We start from the raw sequence: 15,967 nt of genomic DNA, 5'->3' as shown, positions 1-15,967 counted from the left end.
AACAAAAAATACGTATTTATATGTTAGTTAAATGTTTTAAATTATATTAGGATTATCACTTACTAAATGAAATATCAAGTAATTATAGGTATAGCTCCAACTTTTGTTGCAATAGGGGTATAAATATCTACTTCAGCTTTATTTATTACTCGGATAGAGACAATAAGAGTATATCTAGCAATGTTATTCCATCCTTCTATTCTTGAATTGTGTTTCCACCAGCCACCAACAGGATATATGGCTATAGCATCCCTTTCGGCTAAGGCTGCCGCAGTACCCCTCCAAATATCGGAATGGATTGAACCACTGCGATCCCAGCTTTTAGCCCCTAGAAACCATCCATCATCCTTATCATCCGTGCTGTTTTGAACTAAATTTTCTGCCTTCTCTTTTTCTATCTGATTAATGCGTTGCTTAAATTCAGCCAGAGTTTCTAATGAACGCTTTATCTTAAATCTTAAGCCATGTGAGGCGTAAGAGTGCCTCTGTCGCTGTCCTCGTTCCCCAGGATTAGGTTCTATAAAATACGATAGTGTTAATCGTAACTCTACTTCCGCTCCACCCAACTCTTTTAGCTTTTCCATTGGTAAAGGAAGTGCATGAAAGTTCATTTTGTTTGTTTTTGCTGGTTTATTGCCAACTTTCCAAAAAGGCTGTAACTGATCTTCAAAAATCATTGTTAAGTCGCTTTTGCTGCTGAAAAGAGCCTTTTCTAGATTTGGAACACCATAACCATATCGACGCAATAATATATGTATTTTTTTGCTTTGCGAAGCATTTTCTGGTAAGTTACTGAGCATCGTGGGAGTCCACTCCGCAGAATGAACTATTAAAGCACGAACCGTTTCAGCCCAATATTCGGGATGTTCAGCCCAAATACGCGCCGACATATAGCTACAGAAAGCGGCGGCGGCACTTGTATCCCCGAAAAGGGTAAATTGCCGTACATTCGACTTATAATAAGTCGTTAGAAGTCGTAATTCATCCGGATCAGCCGCAGGAGAATGAGCATTTTCAGTTGCTAGATTGCCTCCTTCAAATGTTACATCTGGTCGAGTAGGCCAAGTGTTGTCCCATAAAAGAGAAGTCCTACTATTAGGAGAAATATCACCAGATGGAGCAATAGCTTCCCACCCAGCATACTTTGTGTCAACTATGTTGACTTTATCGGTGTAAGCCCCAACAATAAGTGCATTCCAGGCTTGAGAAGGATCTTCTGCTGGGCTGACATCATTAGTATCAGGATAATCGCCACGCATAATAGGCTTACGGATATTGCCAACGGGAATAACCATAAGTCGCTTAAATTCAAAACATATTTGATCTACTGCTGCTGACCAAGTAGAAGGAATCCCTGTGTTGTCAAATCCTTCACTCGTAACTGGCATACAAAATACACGCTGACGTGTAGGATTTTTAATTTCTACCTGAGAAACAGCATCTATAGTTATTGCTCCATAAAGTCTAGGATCGTTTTGTCCTGTGTTTGGAAGTATTTTGACAGATTCTAATTTGTAAGTGAGATCAATTCTCTGTCGCGTTTTTAAAGTTTTGTAAAGGTCGCCATATAAAATGATACCTGCCATAGCAGTACCATGCCCACATTTCTCTCCCTGATTATCTTCAAATCCCCAGCTTGGATTGTATGTAAACAAATCTTCACGAGCAAGAACTAGCTCAATCAAACGATGAGAGCGAGTAACACCTTGATCTAACAAACAAACAGCAAGATTTATATCTGACGACAAATTAGTGCGTTCTGAGAGATCCTCCACCCAACTTACCTGTTCTTGCATATCCATATCGGGATCGAAGAACATACTTGGTGAATCTTTAGCAAGACGCAGTTCGGCAATTAGACCATTATTTCTGATGATTCGTGATAAGGTTTCTACGTTTGTTAATGCTAGAACTACTTCTCTTTCAAGAAACCTAAGAACTTCTCTCGTTGTACGAATCTGAAGCACTTTGGTGATCTCGGAGAAAAAATCTGCACAACCGTGCCGTAGCCAAACTTCCCACCAAACTTTTTGATGTTCGTTAGCTGGAAATAATATAGGGTTATCCGTAAACAGGTCACGTGCTGTACCTAAGCTAATACTATCAAGGCTTGCTATTAAAGATTCATTTTGTGGTTTACCTGATTTGGTATCCTTATCTCGGTAAGCTTTTATTTTTGAAGAAAAAAACTCTGATGCCTTGTCTGGTACAAATACTGCTGCTAAAGCGGTTTCTTTGGCCTGATCAGACGAGTGGACAGTAAGTAGCTCAATACCCTTGCTTTTATGTTCCAAGCTCTCAACAACTCTCAGTTCACTTTTTGGTAGCTGGAAATCCAAATAAAAGCCAGGTTCTCCTGCGGCAAGCTCTGGCTCTCGTAATTCTTTCTGTAGCCTGTATTCTTCCATAGCCTGCCCAAAAGCTTCTAGTAGCTGTTGTGCATGATCTTCTCGATTTCGTTGTGGTGCAGGTCTTTCTGTTATCTTCCGCTTAGGTCGTCTGTAATATTCACTAACTCCTTGTTTTGTAAAATAAAAATTCGGAAGATTTCTTTCGTTGTCAGGCATTTGGTTTAGAAGTTAATTTATACACATATTTACCCAAATATAGCCCAACTATTTAAAAACAATGTTTTTACGTTCTAAAATAGCTGAAATTAGATTTTCTTCAGATATTGATTTCTGATCAGAAATTACGGCTGCTTTAGCAGCGTCATCCGCTGCTTTCACCAATTCTGCTTGGCTCAGTCCATCTGCGACTTTAAGAATATGCTGCCAATCTTGCCATTTAATATTAAAAGAGCATAAGCGTGTCGTCAACAACTTGCGAACCATTTCTGGATTTGGTAGCTCATATTCAATAAGGTCATCAAACCGTCGAAAAAGAGCCTTATCTAATAATTTGGGATGATTAGTCGCAGCAACGATGAGACTTTGGCTATCATCGTTCTCCAAAAACTGCAAACATGAGTTTAAAACCCGACGAATCTCTCCAACGTCATTAGCTGTAGCTCGTTGTGAGCCAATTGCATCAAACTCGTCGAAAAAATAAACTCCCCGTGTTATTGCCATCGCATCAAATACAAGCTTAAGTTGATTAGCTGTGTCTCCCATGTATTTCGTAATTAGTCCAGTGTAAGCAACAGTAAACAGAGGAAGCTTGAGTTCTCCAGCAAGAGCAATAGCAGTCATCGACTTACCTGAACCTGGTGGGCCAACCAGAAGTATTTTGCGCCGAGGTTTAAGATTATACTCAGCCAAACGATGTCGCTGAGTTTGTTCTATAATGATGCGTTCAAGTCTTTTTTTTTAAAGCTATGGGAAGAACCATATCAATCAACCTTGTATCTGAATATTGAACTGATACAAGGTTGACTAATTCTCCCTTGGGTTGAACGAGCGGTATGGGCGAGGTTTTATGCTCAGTCAAGAATTTACGCTCTTTTGCTTTGTCAACGAGGTTTTGAATGTCCTGAGCGACTTTGGTGTGTCCTTGCCTTGCTTCATGTGCAGCCATTTGAAGAGCAACAGAAAAAAAAAATGCTGCTCCTCACCTTCTAGATAACTCTTCAAAAGCGCAATAACATGACGGGCTGTTGACATAAGGTTTTGAGTCTGGACAAGTCTCCCAGGTTTTAGTGAAGCTCGACATCTAAAGTTTATTATTTTACAGGCTAACTATGGTAGACAATAAATATTTATTATAGGATATTCTCTAATACTTATGTACTATCAATAAACACAAAAGATTTGTCTCCCTTCTTTCAAAGTGGGAAAGCACAATACCTATAAGAAAATTGCGATCGCAAAGCACTTTGTAGAAATCGCTTCACTCCCAGTATCTAATTACGCCTTTGCCTTTTAGCCATCTTTGCAAAGGACAGCGAACAATGAGGACATTCACCTTCTACCCAGTCTGCGGGAATAGGGAAAGGAGTTTCACAGTTAATACACTTTGTTAGCAAACGTAAATTGTGGCGAACACATTTTTGTTGCTCCTTATATTGCCACTCAATTCGATGATAAGGCTCTTCTGCATAGCAAGCAGCACATAATTTAATTGGTCGAGGCTTCAACGTCATCCCCGTGGGTGGTAACATCTCAGTTAATCTATCGGCATTAACTGCCACCACAGATGCCAAAGCTTCCAACTCCTGTTGAGTAGGACGTGGGTTAAAGTACAGTTTTTCCCATCGCCCTGTAACAGCACCAAGATCAGCAATTTTTCCTAAAGAATATGCTGAAGGTAGGCTATTAGCTTTAAATCTACGCAAACGCCCCAAATAATGGCTAATGCTCTCTCCTTCGTATGGCTCAACATAGCCTAATTTTGGGCGAATTTCATCTTCATTCATTCCTATTTCTGTTTTCGAGAGGAATATATTTTGTACCATAACGACTAGCAATTTTTTCTAGTATGCTTTCATCAACCTTGCTAAAACCATTTTTGAGAGAATGTAAAACTGCCTTAGTCAGTATCTTGACTAAAATTCCCATTCGCCCACCTGTACTACCCGCTAAAATTTCAAAAATATTCCCCTCAGATAAATTAGATGATTCTGGAAGAGATATAATATCCAATTCAATTGTACTTAATGTCTTTTTAAAATCATCATATTCCAAGCGTTCAAACTCATACAGTGTTGGAAAATTAGTTAGCAAATCACAATCTTGCAAAATATCATCTAACTCCTTGCCTCCAACTAAAACAATAGGAACATGACATTCTTCAAAAAGTTGCTTTAAGTCTAAAAGTGCTTCTTTTTGAAGATTATCAGCATTATCTATAATTACCAGTTCCAGTCCAAATAGTTCAAGACTACCAGCTAATCTTGGACGTAAATCCTGCCTTTTACCTGTCGGCGCAGCATGGTTAATATCCTTCAGAATTTGTGAAAATAGACGCTTAGAACTTGATGCTGACCAAGCTTTTACATAGGAAACTCGTTTTTTATCCTCATCACGATAATGCAGTGCTGCTCTGCTTTTTCCCACGTTTCTTGGCCCAATAATTCGACCACATTGCTTTAAAATCCGCAGTTCATCTAACCATCTGAAGCATTCAGATGCCCGATCAGTGGTGATAAAACAAGTCCTGAAAATCTCTTCAATATCAATAGTTTTAGCAATTTGAGCCTTGAGGCTTAAATGTGGGGCTAGAGCTTCAACAATAGGTTGGGTTGCAAGTTGCGATCGCGCCATAATTTACCAAATATTTTTCAAATTTTTTTTGCCGGTTAGAGACAACTAACTTATGTCTCTGCTCTTGTTGAGTGTCAGTAGTTTGTGATGAAATATTTTCCTGCGGTTGTAGCTCAATCTTCTCAAGCTTGATTTCTTCCCTAGAAACTCTTTCTGGTAAAACTTCCTGACGGTCATCTTTTTTTAGAAGAACTTGCAGCTCTACTTTTGCGTAGTTCAACAACATTCGAGTTTTTCTTAGATGTAGAACGGAGGCGCTTTTGTTCTGAGCGTCTTTTTTCCTTCTTGTCTTCTTTCCGTTTCCCTACAAGTTCATTGCGTTTACCTAATGCTAATAAAGCGTCATAGTTAAAGTGTTCTTTTCGCGCTTTACTTCGCTCTTTATTCAGGGCTTTTAATTCTTCTAAACTCAAATCATGGGTGTCCATGTTTATGGCATGAGCATAACCCAAAAATTCTTCTAAATTATCATCACTTTCGCAACTGTAGACATATACAGTCAGAATATGGTCGGGGTCATACCTCAGTGTTACATATTCACCTTTATATGCCTTGAGTGATTCTCCTCGATAAATTAAGTTTTCAAACTGTATAGATCCATGTGCTTGAACAACCCGTTGCGCTTCTTTCATCAAACAGATGTCTAATTCTCGCTCATCCAAAGGTTCAGGTAGTTTTCTTCCCATTCCCTTGACCCATCTTTCAAATCTTGTGTCGCGGGGATCTTTGGGATAAGGTTCATGGTTATAAATATCACAAAAGAAACCAGCCAAAACCTTGTCTATATCCTGTATAGTCAAACAAGCTTCTTTTTCTGCATTTTCAGGACGTTCCTGAACATTAGATCCTGTGTAACCGGGTAAATCTTTCAGGACTTGAGTATTAATTGTTTTAAAAATTCGTTCTACAATACCACCTTGGTTTGGGCGATCGCGCAATTCGCATTGAAATCCGAGTTTCTTGCCAATGGCTTTGAGATGTTTAGAGCGAAAATCTTTGCCGCCATCCGTGAAAAAGTATTGAAAAGGAGGGCCATAACCCCAAGGTTTACTCAGTTCATAGTCATTGGGATACTGCTTGGGTAATATAGAATGTCTTAAAGCAAGAGCCACCTCAGCAGAACCAGGTTGTTTTATCCATAAGTGGAAGCCTAAAACATAACTGGAGAAAGTATCAACAACAGTAGTTAACCAAGGTCGTTCCGGTAACAACACACCGTTATTATCAACTATCCGAATATCCAGTTCTGTATGGTCACATTGAATAATTTGGTTGCTAAACTCTGCTTTTAGTTGCTTGCCGTCTCGTGTTTCCACTGTCAGCCAAGATCCTGAACCTGGATTTCTAATTTTTTTCTTCCGTTGTTGTTGTTCAATTAACGGATTTAAAATTCGATAAACAGTAGCTGGATGAGGATAGTCTCCTTGTTCAAGCCCAAGGTCAACAATCGCGTGCCGCTTTACTTCACGAACTACAGATGCTGGCGATATTGGATGTTTTTCTTTCAGGCTATTTTCGTAAATTGTTTTTATATATTGTTGCCAGTATTCGCTAACTCGATGTTTTCCCTTGTCGGAGCGTTGTACTCCGGCTGTCTCATTTAATCTGTCTTCGTTGTATTCTTTGAGAAGACGCTCCACCTGGCGAGTAGAAATACTAAGAGTTTCTGCAACTGCCTGTTTTCTCTGAGACTTAATCTGTCGATTCGGTGATTCAGCAAGCCATTGGATGAGATTAAATTTGAGTTTCTGGCTATCTGAGGATTCCAGAATAATGTGTAATGGATCGACCACAAAATTACTTTCACCAAGCAAAATAGCTTCCGTAACTTGTGTCAATTCTCCAGTTAATCCAAATTCTTTGTCTGGCATTTAAGTGAGGAGAATGTAGTTATTGATAGTATCAATGTACCATTGAATTAAGAAAATGCGACATTGAATTTGCAAGGTAACAAAATTTAGACCAACGGCGTTAATTTGCGAACATTAGTGTTTGCGACATTCAATATGCGAATTTAGGAATGTTATATTTTTAGTGAAAAATGTTCTGAAAGCTTTATAAAATAAGCGTTTTAGATGATAAAAACGCTCATGTCGTTATTTGCAAATTGCGACATATAACGTGCGAATGTACAAATTATTTGTCCGTGGCGACACATTATTTGTCAATCTCTTTCTAGAGATGATTTTTTTAATTGGCGTTGCTGATTAAGGGAATGAATTTTGTTTCGCGCAAAGGCTCGAAAAGTCAATCTTTAATTTTGCTTCAACATCTCAATTCATCCCGCATTTATTCAACGCCTTTGAATTGAAGTCGCATTGATCTGACCATACAAAGTGTCGGAATTCTCCCGAACGAAGTGCGCCTTTTAACCCTCTTAATGGAAATCAAATAAGTAGGTTGTCGTGAATATTTATCGTCAGGATAAGGCAGGAGGCAGGAGGGAAGAGGTTGTTAGCTTAGTTAATCTTTTGTAACATAGTTAGGTTTTTTCTCACCGACTTACTTATTAAGTTGGGTGACAATCGCCGCAGAAGCCCGCAAATTTAACTAACCAGAAATATGCAAGCAAGCGATCGCCCCCAATACTAATGCAAGACTAACGCACGGTTTCTCGCAAAGCCTCAGCATCAATGGGTTTGATGAGATAAAGCAAGAGTAAATTCCAAATAATCGACGCTATTAAAGGTAGTTTACGCATCAGCTTGATAAGTTTGGGCTGAGAACTACGTTCAATTTCTGCAATTTGTAAGTTGTAACCTGCACAGTTTTGTAAGCGGGGGAAAAATTGGGGATGTTCAGTATTTAACATTACAGGAAAAGCCCGTCCAGCCGTTTCATTGGTGTTGTAAACCACTTGGCGGTCAAACTCTGTCGCATCTAGTCCTAAAGTTTTGTAAAAACCAGACCGTTCATGAACTGTCATTGTATGGGTAGCAAATACCGACAGCAAGAAAAAGCGACTCCAAAGTTGAGCTTTCCAGTTGTTCCACAGTTGGGGTTGAGAACGTAACAGCGCCTTAAATATATCTCCGTGGCGATTTTCGTCCTGACACCAACTTTCAAAATAGCGGAAGATTGGGTAAAACTGGTTTTCCGGGTGCTGTTGTAGATGTCTGTAAATGATGATGTAACGCCAATAGCCGATTTTTTCTGATAGGTAGACGGTGTAGAGTACCCACTCAATGGGGAAAAACGTATAGGTGCGGGTTTTCGTCACCATTGCTAAATCTAGGGAGAGTTTAAAATCCCCCATTGCTTTGTTGAGAAAACCAGCGTGGCGGGCTTCATCTCGCGCCATGAGTTGAAACATCTCTGCTAGTAAGGGACTGCGATTTTTCAGCTGGCGCGACAACTCCTTGAACAGCAAAAAGCCGGAAAATTCGGAAATACACGAGCGTTCTAAATAATCGATAAACGCCTGTCTCGCTTCACCTTCAATATGTTCCCAAGACTGTTCAAATGCTTCATCCCGAACAAAGTGGTGGCGGTTATAGTCGGCTCGCATCTCGGCTAACATCGCCTGCAATTCTGTATCTTGACCAGACAAATCTAAATTGGCAGCTTTTTCAAAATCTGTTGTATAAAAGCGGGGAGTGAGGACGGTTTCTTTGTTGGGGGTTTTAATTCCTGGCTTGGGCAGAGTATTAACCATAAGTAATGCGGTAATCAAGTAAATAATTTCATAACTATCAAGTTATGATAAGTGAGATTCTTTGGCTAGACCTCTTTACAATCCTTCAGTAAAGTCGGAAATCACCAGACTCTAGATACTGTAGATTACTAGACAAAAGCCTTATAGGGCAGGGGTTGGGATAGTTTATTAAGTTTTGAAACTTCTGGGTTGCAAATTTAATTTATAGCTATAGAGTTATTAAGTAATGATAATTTTACCGACCCGAAATTTGAGAGGTTTTACCATGCGCCGTCATTCCGATCATTCTCTGCAAGAATCTTCAAATCACACAACATTGCTCGCATCACCGAATAACACCATACCCAAGGATTCACGGCAGCGGGTGTTGCGATTCATGCAAAACATCCAGGATGAGATTTGCACAGGTTTAGAGCAAATTGACGGAGAAGCACGCTTTCAACAAGATTACTGGGAGCGAGAAGAAGGTGGGGAAGGACGTACCCGCGTGATTCGAGAAGGACAGGTGTTTGAGCAGGGTGGTGTGAATTTTTCCGCAGTTTGGGGAAAAAGCTTACCAGCTTCAATTCTGGCGCAACGTCCAGAAGCAGCAGGGCATGAATTTTTTGCCACAGGAACTTCAATGGTGTTGCATCCTCGTAATCCCTTTGTGCCAACAGTACATCTTAACTATCGCTACTTTGAAGCTGGCCCAATTTGGTGGTTTGGTGGTGGCGCAGATTTAACGCCATATTATGCTTTTGCTGAGGATGCTGTTCACTTTCATCAGACATTTAAAAATGCCTGTGATTCCCACCATCCAGAATATTACCCAACTTTTAAGCGTTGGTGCGATGAATACTTTTATTTACGCCATCGTCAAGAACAGCGCGGGATTGGGGGGATTTTCTTTGATTATCAAGATGCTAGTGGTAAGCTTTACGTCGGTTCTCAAACAGATACTCCAGCCGCTATTTACAGCCAAAAAGTCGGAAATGTCGAGCGGAATTGGGAAGATATCTTTGCGTTTGTGCAGTCTTGTGGTGAAGCTTTTTTACCTGCTTACTTGCCTATTGTCAAACGGCGACAAGGAATAGAGTATAGCGATCGCCAGCGTAATTTTCAACTGTACCGTCGGGGTCGTTATGTCGAGTTTAATTTAGTTTACGACCGAGGCACAGTGTTTGGACTACAAACCAAGGGCAGAACCGAATCTATCCTTATGTCATTACCACCGTTAGCACGCTGGGAATATTGCTATGAACCGGAAGCAGGAACCCCAGAAGCGGAACTGACGGAAATTTTTCTTCAGCCTAGAGATTGGGTGTAAGAAAGGCAAAAGTAAAAAGATTCTTTTCTTTTGCCTTTTAACTTTTACCTTTTTACTTCTCTTCCCAATACCAAAAAGATAATTAAAACTTTTTAATAATTGAATGAGGTATTCGCTATGAGTAGCCATTTAGATGCACGTTTACGGGAAGGAACAAAACATTCCCATACCTTGGCGGAAAATACTGCGTTTATGAAATGTTTCCTGAAAGGGATTGTCGAAAAGAGCTTTTTTAGGAAATTATTGGCGGATCTTTACTTTGTCTATTCTGTTTTAGAGGCAGAATTACAACGATATCAAAATCATCCAATTGTGGGGTTGATTTATTTTCCGGAATTAAATCGCCAAGCCAATTTAGAGAAAGATTTAGCATATTATTACGGTGAAAACTGGCAAAAGGAAATTAAACCTTCTCCGTCTGGACAAGTTTATGTAAATCGGCTGAGAGAAATTGCCAACACACAACCTGAGTTATTAATTGCTCATGCTTACACTCGCTATATGGGAGATTTGTCTGGTGGACAAGCACTGCGAAATATTGCTCGTTCTGCAATGAATTTACCACCAGATCAAGGAACTGCAATGCACGAATTTGAGCAAATTCCAACTGCAGAAGCCAAACGAGCATTTAAAGAACAATACCGTCAAGCATTGAATTCTTTGGCAATAGATGAAGTCATGATTCAGAAAATTGTAGACGAGGCTAACTATGCTTTTGCACTTAATCGGGATGTCGTTCATGAACTAGAAGCAGATGTGAAAGCTGTTGTTGGTGAGCATGTTTTTGATTTGATGACTCGCCAAGATAAACCAGGTAGCACAGAAAATCGCGCTGAACAAAATAAGGTACTTAATTACAGTATTTGAAGTGCTGCAAAATGTACAGATCCCCGACTTCTTGAAGAAGTTAGGGAACTAACAACCTGTAAACAGATGATTTGAAATTGCGAATTTTTATGAACGTCTTATCGCAAAATGTGAAATTCGATGCTGACTTGCTGAGAAAATATGATCAGCCTTTACCGCGCTACACTAGTTATCCTCCCGCTACAGAGTTAACAGAGGATTTTGAACAAGCTGATTTTAAAGCAGCGATCGCAGTTGGCAATTACAAGAAAACACCTCTATCTTTGTACTGTCATATTCCTTTTTGTGAAAGTGCTTGTTATTTCTGCGGTTGTAATACTGTTATTACTCCCAATAAAATACTTGCTGAACCTTATTTGAATTATTTGATTCGGGATATTCAGCGAGTAGCTTCTTTAATTCATCATGAACGGAATGTTCAACAATTGCATTGGGGTGGCGGTACTCCTAACTATTTATCGCTACGTCAAGTTGAGGCTTTATGGTATGCGCTCAATCATTGTTTTGATTTTGATGATGATGCAGAAATTTCTATTGAAGTTAATCCGCGATTTTTAGATAGAGATTACCTGTTTGCTTTAAAAGATTTAGGTTTTAATCGCATTAGTTTTGGCATTCAAGATTTTAATTTGCAAGTACAACAAGCTGTTAACCGCATTCAGCCGGAAGAAATGCTGTTTCAGGTAATGGATTGGGTGCGCGATGCTGGCTTTAAGAGTGTGAATGTTGATTTAATTTATGGCTTACCTTATCAAACTTTAGAGACTTTTAAAAGCACAGTTAACAAGACAATTCAACTCAACCCAGACCGAATTGCAGTGTTTAACTTTGCTTATGTACCTTGGTTAAAACCAATTCAACGCTTAATTCCGCAAGAAGCTTTGCCATTAGCTGAAGAAAAATTGCGAATTTTGCAGATGTCGATTGAAGAATTAAGCAACAATGGCTATGTTTTTATTGGGATGGATCATTTTGCTAAACCGAATGATGAATTAGCGATCGCTCAACAAAAAGGGCAACTACATCGAAACTTCCAAGGCTATACCACCAAACCGGAATCTGATTTATTAGCATTTGGGATGAGTTCAATTAGTATGCTGCATGATGTGTATGTGCAGAATCATAAACGACTCAAAAATTACTATCAAGCAATTAATAGTGATGAATTGCCCATTGAAAAAGGAGTGAAACTTAATCAAGATGATATTGTGCGGCGCACAATCATTATGGAATTAATGTGTCAATTCCAGCTTTCACCAGACAGAATAGAAGAAAAATATCATCTACACTTTGATAGTGATTTTGCTGAGTATTTCCAAAGAGAGCAATTACAACTGCGGTTATTAGAAGCAGATGGTTTGATTAAACTTTCTCCTAATCAAATTGAAGTGACACCAAGCGGCAGATTACTTATTCGCAATATTGCGGCTGTCTTTGATGTCTATCTGCGGGAACGAGCAAACCTTGTTTATTCTAAAGCGATTTGAAGAATGAGAAATTGGGTGTGAAAAAGTCAAAAGTCAAAAACATATTTAATTTCTAATTTTGACTTTTAAATTGTAAGCTAATCGTCATTTAAATTGCACCATGTTTATGGTAACAAAACCTTCAAATCCTCTCCCTTGCACCCCGCCTCCTGCCTCTTTGCGGCCTCAATGTGCAAATTAAATGTTTAACAGCTTATGAGGAGTGTTTGTGAAATTTAATTCCATGAGAACTTGGTCAGATAATCCCCAATCGTTGCGTCTTGATTGGCTAACTGTGGCATTTTTTGCGATAATTCATGCTCTGGCACTGTTAGCACCGTGGTTTTTTTCTTGGTCGGCGTTGGGTGTGATGTTGTTGCTGCATTGGCTATTTGGTAGTATTGGAGTTTGCCTTGGCTATCACCGAATGTTGAGCCATCGTAGCTTGCGTGTGCCTAAGTGGTTAGAATATGCGATCGCAATTTTGGGGGCGCTATCTTTGCAAGGCGGGCCAATATTCTGGGTAGCGGGACACCGGCTACATCATGCTCACACAGAAGACGAATACAAAGATCCCTACTCTGCCCGCAGAGGTTTTTGGTGGAGTCATATTTTATGGATTTTCTACCCCAACAAAGAGTTCTTTGATTATGACTGCTACCAAAGATATGCAACTGATTTAGCGCGAGATGCTTTTTACCGTTGGCTCAATCGCTACTTTTTACTATTACAAATTCCAGTCGCTTTGTTGTTGTATGCCCTTGGCGGATGGTCATTTGTCATTTATGGTGTGTTTTTGAGATGTGTAATTCTTTGGCATACAACTTGGTTTATCAACTCAGTAACCCATTTATGGGGATATCGCACATTTGAGTGTAATGATAATTCGCGTAATCTCTGGTGGGCGGCGATTCTCACCTATGGCGAGGGATGGCACAACAATCACCATGCCTATCCTCATGTAGCGAGATGTGGTTGGCGCTGGTGGGAAATTGATATGACTTGGTGGGCAATTAAATTATTGAAAAACCTGCGTTTGGCACAAGATGTTAACTTGCCACCAAAATAGAGCTTTATCGATACAAATACAACTGTAGGGGTGAACGGCCGTTCACCCCTACAATTTTGTTTTCTTGATTTTCAAGATAGTTACTAAGCCAAAATTGGTTTTGAGTCTTAACTGAACCTTATAAAGCCAAAATGGGTAACATTCTCAAAAACTGAGTATCCTTTTTCTTACTTAGCAACGCTACTTGCTTCAAGTCGGCAAAGCCGCCCAACGCAGTGGCTCCTCAGCACGCGATCAAGAAGATAGATATTGTCCCATTTCTGGTTGTTGACGACGCAGAACATTCATGGCTTGCTGCTGAATTTGACGAACACGTTCGCGGCTGACATTGAGCTTTTCGCCAATCTGTGCCAAACTCCGTTCTTGATTATCTAGCAGTCCAAAACGCAGAATTAATACTTCACGTTGTACAGGTTTCAGCGATGATAACCAGTTATCCAAGTCTTGACGCAGCATTTCTTGGGTAATTTGGTCGTTGGGGGAGACACCATCATCACTTAAAAGTTCACTGAGTTCTGTGTCTTGGTTATCGCCAACTTTTAAATCTAAAGAAATTGTCGAACTAGCAGCACTGAGATATTCTCGAATTTGGCTGGGTTCGATGTCCAATTTTTGAGCAATTTCTGCGACTGAAGGACGACGACCGAGAGTTTGAAACAGTTCACGCTGGACTTTTTTGATTTGATTGAGTTTTTCGTTAACGTGAATTGGTAGCCTAACAGTACGGGATTTTTCAGCGATCGCTCTGGTGATAGCTTGGCTAATCCACCAGTAAGCGTAGGTTGACAATTTATAACCACGATTGGGGTCGAATTTTTCTATCCCTCGCTGTAAACCAATTGCACCTTCTTGAATCAAATCCAATAACTCTAGGTTGCGACGCTGATATTTTTTGGCGATAGAAACCACTAGTCGGAGGTTTGCTGTCACCATTTTTTGCTTTGCTCGTTGACCAATCTGGAGGATTTGAGTGATTTCAGATTCGTTTTTATTGACAAAATTAGCTAATTCTGCTAATGTTGGTTCCCTATCTAATTGTTCACTCAGCTTTTGTTTCTGCTCCTCAATGGCAATCATTTGCTGTACTTGCCTGCCATAAGTGATTTCTTGGTCTGAGGTGAGTAGAGGAAACTGGCCAATCTCTCGTAAATAAACGCGTACCATGTCAGGACTTAGGCTGGACATACAACTTTCAAACTGTGCTTATTTGATAATTTCAGACGAATCTAAAAGTATAAATCAAATAGGCTCAGAAAAAATGCCAATTCGCACGAGCCATTTTGTGCTGCGATCGCTCCTGTGGTACTCCAAAAACCCAAAATTCTCGTCGTGTAAGGGTTTCAAATACATACAACCCAAGACTCCTACACCCTGACACTCTTCTCCAAACCCTTGATTTTGCGTATTACTGCGTAAGTCTTATCTACTTCTACTGCACTCAACCGAGACACGCTGTATAAAAAAAAGAGAGGCTGTTATTTCACCTCTCTTTTTTAAATTTCATCAACTCAGGTATCAGGACTTTTATCCTTTACCTGTAACTTTTTCAATATCTGTTGGGTTTGTGAACAATGAAGCTGAGGATTTGGCACTGCTTGATGTTGTCGAAACCTACAACACGAATGTAGTGGGTAGGATATTGAGAACGGCAAGCTTGAACTTCGCCTAATACTTCGCGGGTGGATTTAGCGCCGAACAAAGGCAACTTCCACATTGTCCAGTAAAATTCTGTGGGTTCAGAGGTTTCGTTGAACTCGATCGCGGGGATGTAACCTTGATTCAGAATGTACTGAATTTGCTTCTCAATTTGAGCATCGCTCAGAGGGGGAAGATAAGACAGGGTTTCGTAGCGGCGCTCTTTTGGTAGGGTTTGCATAGCTAAATAATAAAGGTTTGCTATTGAGTGACTACTTGCATATTTCCTAACTGGCTAAGTTATCCCAGTCAGGATCGGAAAATTGCTGTTGTTCTGATTCAGGACTGGGGTTAGTTAAACTCAGCTGCGTGATGCGTTCTAAGTGCTGGCGACGCTGTTCCATATTGGCTTGCTTAATACCAGTGCGAACCATTTCTGGTAAGAACTCTGCCACTTCTTCGGCTATATGTTCTCTCACTGTCATAATTCGCTGTGCTAAGTCAGGTTTGTGTTGGAAAAGTTGTTCAATATAAGCTTCTCCATCCTGAACTTTTCCGGCGGAAAAGTTATGCAGCCAAACAGCTAACGGTGGATTCGTTTCGCCTAGCTGTGCCAGTACAATCCTTAGCGCCTGATAAGTTAGGTAGCTTTGGAGAGTTTTGGCTGTATCTTTCGCAATTTGCTTGAGATTCATGCTTGACCCAGCCCAAATTTAAGTTAAAAGTAAAAAGTAATAAGTAAAAAGATTTTCTTTTACCTTTTAA

Annotated in this window: 14 protein-coding genes; 4 read left to right on the top strand and 10 right to left on the bottom strand. The window is 39.9% G+C overall.

Annotated elements, in window-relative coordinates; translation table 11 throughout:
- Positions 1 to 74: 74 nt before the first annotated feature.
- The 7 genes from ACX27_RS21845 to acsF all read right to left on the bottom strand — a co-directional run bounded on the left by ACX27_RS21845 (position 75) and on the right by acsF (position 8,856).
- Positions 75 to 2,567: a S8 family peptidase gene (locus ACX27_RS21845; protein WP_062295483.1), complete on the bottom strand. Its 2,493-nt coding sequence runs from the start codon at positions 2,565 to 2,567 to the stop codon at positions 75 to 77.
- A gap of 48 nt (positions 2,568 to 2,615) precedes the next feature.
- Positions 2,616 to 3,284: an AAA family ATPase gene (locus ACX27_RS32990; protein ID WP_335337840.1), complete on the bottom strand. Its 669-nt coding sequence runs from the start codon at positions 3,282 to 3,284 to the stop codon at positions 2,616 to 2,618.
- A 10-nt stretch (positions 3,285 to 3,294) separates the two neighbouring features.
- Complete coding sequence (locus ACX27_RS32985) at positions 3,295 to 3,516, bottom strand: hypothetical protein (RefSeq protein ID WP_200929837.1); 222 nt, start codon at positions 3,514 to 3,516, stop codon at positions 3,295 to 3,297.
- 325 nt (positions 3,517 to 3,841) lie between these two features.
- Complete coding sequence (locus ACX27_RS21835; RefSeq protein WP_062295481.1) at positions 3,842 to 4,354, bottom strand: TniQ family protein; 513 nt, start codon at positions 4,352 to 4,354, stop codon at positions 3,842 to 3,844.
- The gene (locus tag ACX27_RS21830) at positions 4,347 to 5,201 is read right to left on the bottom strand and encodes an AAA family ATPase (RefSeq protein ID WP_062295479.1); all 855 of its coding nucleotides are present in this window, start codon (positions 5,199 to 5,201) and stop codon (positions 4,347 to 4,349) included. The genes ACX27_RS21835 and ACX27_RS21830 overlap by 8 nt, the downstream gene beginning before the upstream one ends.
- Positions 5,202 to 5,374: 173 nt before the next feature.
- Positions 5,375 to 7,072: a Mu transposase C-terminal domain-containing protein gene (locus ACX27_RS21825; protein ID WP_235526311.1), complete on the bottom strand. Its 1,698-nt coding sequence runs from the start codon at positions 7,070 to 7,072 to the stop codon at positions 5,375 to 5,377.
- A 728-nt stretch (positions 7,073 to 7,800) separates the two neighbouring features.
- Complete coding sequence (acsF, locus tag ACX27_RS21820) at positions 7,801 to 8,856, bottom strand: magnesium-protoporphyrin IX monomethyl ester (oxidative) cyclase (RefSeq protein WP_062295477.1); 1,056 nt, start codon at positions 8,854 to 8,856, stop codon at positions 7,801 to 7,803.
- A gap of 265 nt (positions 8,857 to 9,121) precedes the next feature.
- Here acsF and hemF point away from each other — a divergent pair, with 265 nt between their 5' ends.
- The 4 genes from hemF to ACX27_RS21800 all read left to right on the top strand — a co-directional run bounded on the left by hemF (position 9,122) and on the right by ACX27_RS21800 (position 13,567).
- Positions 9,122 to 10,165, top strand: a complete 1,044-nt coding sequence (gene hemF, locus ACX27_RS21815) for an oxygen-dependent coproporphyrinogen oxidase (RefSeq protein ID WP_062298495.1) — start codon at positions 9,122 to 9,124, stop codon at positions 10,163 to 10,165.
- 117 nt (positions 10,166 to 10,282) lie between these two features.
- Positions 10,283 to 11,032 carry a biliverdin-producing heme oxygenase gene (locus ACX27_RS21810; RefSeq protein WP_062295475.1) on the top strand — a complete coding sequence of 250 codons (750 nt, stop codon included), beginning with the start codon at positions 10,283 to 10,285 and terminating at the stop codon, positions 11,030 to 11,032.
- An 89-nt stretch (positions 11,033 to 11,121) separates the two neighbouring features.
- Positions 11,122 to 12,519 (top strand): oxygen-independent coproporphyrinogen III oxidase, encoded by a 1,398-nt coding sequence (hemN, locus tag ACX27_RS21805; RefSeq protein ID WP_062295473.1) that lies wholly within the window; start codon positions 11,122 to 11,124, stop codon positions 12,517 to 12,519.
- A 223-nt stretch (positions 12,520 to 12,742) separates the two neighbouring features.
- The gene (locus tag ACX27_RS21800; RefSeq protein WP_062295471.1) at positions 12,743 to 13,567 is read left to right on the top strand and encodes an acyl-CoA desaturase; all 825 of its coding nucleotides are present in this window, start codon (positions 12,743 to 12,745) and stop codon (positions 13,565 to 13,567) included.
- Positions 13,568 to 13,801: 234 nt separating this feature from the next.
- Here ACX27_RS21800 and ACX27_RS21795 read toward each other — a convergent pair whose 3' ends face one another.
- From ACX27_RS21795 to rcbX, 3 genes are all read right to left on the bottom strand, one after another.
- Complete coding sequence (locus tag ACX27_RS21795; RefSeq protein WP_062295469.1) at positions 13,802 to 14,752, bottom strand: RpoD/SigA family RNA polymerase sigma factor; 951 nt, start codon at positions 14,750 to 14,752, stop codon at positions 13,802 to 13,804.
- Between the two features lie 361 nt (positions 14,753 to 15,113).
- Positions 15,114 to 15,443: a ribulose bisphosphate carboxylase small subunit gene (locus ACX27_RS21790; protein WP_062295467.1), complete on the bottom strand. Its 330-nt coding sequence runs from the start codon at positions 15,441 to 15,443 to the stop codon at positions 15,114 to 15,116.
- Between the two features lie 46 nt (positions 15,444 to 15,489).
- Entirely contained in the window at positions 15,490 to 15,897 is a 408-nt protein-coding gene (rcbX, locus tag ACX27_RS21785; protein ID WP_062295465.1) for a RuBisCO chaperone RbcX, read from the bottom strand.
- Positions 15,898 to 15,967 lie beyond the last annotated feature (70 nt).

Origin of the sequence: Nostoc piscinale CENA21 (genome assembly GCF_001298445.1) — a bacterium.
GTDB lineage: Bacteria > Cyanobacteriota > Cyanobacteriia > Cyanobacteriales > Nostocaceae > Nostoc_B > Nostoc_B piscinale_A.
This window is presented reverse-complemented; position numbering and strand designations above follow the sequence as displayed.

What these genes read in the sequence shown, in the direction of transcription:
- ACX27_RS21830 (WP_062295479.1), bottom strand. Translation starts at nt 5,201, where the DNA reads ATGGCGCGATCGCAACTTGCAACCCAACCTATTGTTGAAGCTCTAGCC.
- rcbX (WP_062295465.1), bottom strand. Translation starts at nt 15,897, where the DNA reads ATGAATCTCAAGCAAATTGCGAAAGATACAGCCAAAACTCTCCAAAGC.
- ACX27_RS21800 (WP_062295471.1), top strand. Translation starts at nt 12,743, where the DNA reads ATGAGAACTTGGTCAGATAATCCCCAATCGTTGCGTCTTGATTGGCTA.
- ACX27_RS21835 (WP_062295481.1), bottom strand. Translation starts at nt 4,354, where the DNA reads ATGAATGAAGATGAAATTCGCCCAAAATTAGGCTATGTTGAGCCATAC.
- acsF (WP_062295477.1), bottom strand. Translation starts at nt 8,856, where the DNA reads ATGGTTAATACTCTGCCCAAGCCAGGAATTAAAACCCCCAACAAAGAA.
- ACX27_RS21795 (WP_062295469.1), bottom strand. Translation starts at nt 14,752, where the DNA reads ATGTCCAGCCTAAGTCCTGACATGGTACGCGTTTATTTACGAGAGATT.
- hemF (WP_062298495.1), top strand. Translation starts at nt 9,122, where the DNA reads ATGCGCCGTCATTCCGATCATTCTCTGCAAGAATCTTCAAATCACACA.
- hemN (WP_062295473.1), top strand. Translation starts at nt 11,122, where the DNA reads ATGAACGTCTTATCGCAAAATGTGAAATTCGATGCTGACTTGCTGAGA.
- ACX27_RS21845 (WP_062295483.1), bottom strand. Translation starts at nt 2,567, where the DNA reads ATGCCTGACAACGAAAGAAATCTTCCGAATTTTTATTTTACAAAACAA.
- ACX27_RS21790 (WP_062295467.1), bottom strand. Translation starts at nt 15,443, where the DNA reads ATGCAAACCCTACCAAAAGAGCGCCGCTACGAAACCCTGTCTTATCTT.
- ACX27_RS32985 (WP_200929837.1), bottom strand. Translation starts at nt 3,516, where the DNA reads ATGGCTGCACATGAAGCAAGGCAAGGACACACCAAAGTCGCTCAGGAC.
- ACX27_RS21825 (WP_235526311.1), bottom strand. Translation starts at nt 7,072, where the DNA reads ATGCCAGACAAAGAATTTGGATTAACTGGAGAATTGACACAAGTTACG.
- ACX27_RS21810 (WP_062295475.1), top strand. Translation starts at nt 10,283, where the DNA reads ATGAGTAGCCATTTAGATGCACGTTTACGGGAAGGAACAAAACATTCC.